The organism is Candidatus Infernicultor aquiphilus, from assembly GCF_002784285.1.
GTDB classification, from domain to species: Bacteria; Atribacterota; Phoenicimicrobiia; order Phoenicimicrobiales; family Phoenicimicrobiaceae; genus Infernicultor; species Infernicultor aquiphilus.
Window position 1 is genome coordinate 1 of record NZ_PFKO01000062.1, and the last position, 1551, is coordinate 1551.

Consider the following 1551-nt stretch of genomic DNA (forward strand, 5'->3'; position numbering starts at 1 on the left):
GAAAAGTATTACGAAAGGTTAAAAAGAAGAGAATTTTCTTCTATTTTGAAGGAATGGAAACTATCTTCGCATACTCTGGGGAAAAAGATAAAAATTAATATAGGAGGAAAGGTAGTTAGCGGAGAAGCTATTAATGTTAATGAAGAAGGGGCATTAATTTTAAAGAAAGAAAATGGTGAGTTAGAAAAAATAATTTCTGGAACGATAATTTAAATTTTTTTTGGATATCGTGTTAACTTAAGATAATGTATAGGTTAACATTAATTTATCAGAAACTCGGAGGATTTGAGAATGAAAAAAATGAATATTCGCCAGATGACCTTAGTTTCTTTGTTTGCTGCCTTAACAGCGGTAGGCGCATTTATTTCTATCCCCCTTTATCCAGTCCCTCTTACTTTACAAAATTTATTTACTCTCTTGGCTGGTATGACCCTGGGAAGTGTTTTGGGGGGGTCAAGTCAAATAATCTATGTATTATTAGGGCTAATAGGCTTACCTGTTTTTGCCGATTTTAAAGCCGGGATAGGTGTTTTGTTTGGACCGACCGGTGGTTTTTTATTTGGATTCATAATTTCCTCCTATATTGTTGGGAAGGCTATAGAGCTAAAAAAAGAAAAAGATATTTTTTATTATTTTCTAGCCGGTGGGATAGGCATCATAATTATCTATATAAGCGGAATAACTCAACTGTCTCTAGTAACTGGTATAGGAATAAAGAAAGCTTTAATGGTAGGGGTATTTCCTTTCTTGCCTGGAGATATTCTAAAAATAATTGCTGCTTCCTTCATCGCCAGTAAATTAAAATTGGTCATCCCATTAAGATAACCGTAATAAATTTAATAAAAATTATAACCCACAACTTATATTATTATGATATAATTTATTAAATTAGAATGGTTAATTAATGTTTAGTGTACATGGCGGGGCGTAGCGCAGTTCGGTTAGCGCGCTTGGTTCGGGACCAAGAGGTCGGAGGTTCAAATCCTCTCGCCCCGACCAAAAAAAAAGAGAAGAAACTTCCTATTGAAGCTTCACCTCTGCCTATGCGTGTTCGCATGTAGACAGGTAGAGTCGTGTATAACCGAAGTAGTTCGATTGTTTTACGTTATCTGCCATTGCGGTTTAAGGATAATTTAAAATGAAAATGAGATTAAGGACAAATAAATTTAATGAAAATCTTAAATATCCGGAAGACTTTGTTAATAAAATAATCTGCGGAGATTGTTTAGAATTAATAAAATCGATTCCCGATAATTCCATAGATGTAGTGATGACTGATCCACCTTACGGATTAAACACAAATGGTGTCCGAAACGATTCTGATTTAAGTCTTTTTTATAATATTATGCCAGAATGCGATAGGATCTTAAAAGACGATAGTTTCTTTATTACATTCTTTAGCACAAAATTTCTTCCACAATTATTTAAGAATAACAAGTTTAATTATTTCTGGCAAATTGTTTTGTATTGTCCTGAAGGAATGGTCAACTCTCCCATAGGATATACAAACAGCTTAATAGAAAATTCATTGGGTTTGAAATTGAAGAAAAA

General features: G+C 33.4%; 1 protein-coding gene, 1 tRNA gene and 2 pseudogenes. All 4 read left to right on the plus strand.

Annotated elements, in window-relative coordinates; all coding sequences use genetic code 11:
• Positions 1-213, plus strand: a pseudogene (locus COZ07_RS01720) (biotin--[acetyl-CoA-carboxylase] ligase); the annotation flags it as partial.
• A 78-nt stretch (positions 214-291) separates the two neighbouring features.
• Positions 292-825, plus strand: coding sequence for a biotin transporter BioY (locus COZ07_RS01725; protein WP_406606874.1), 534 nt, complete (start codon positions 292-294; stop codon positions 823-825).
• A 96-nt stretch (positions 826-921) separates the two neighbouring features.
• Positions 922-999, plus strand: a tRNA-Pro gene (locus COZ07_RS01730).
• A 139-nt stretch (positions 1000-1138) separates the two neighbouring features.
• A pseudogene (locus COZ07_RS01735) lies at positions 1139-1551 on the plus strand (hypothetical protein); the annotation flags it as partial.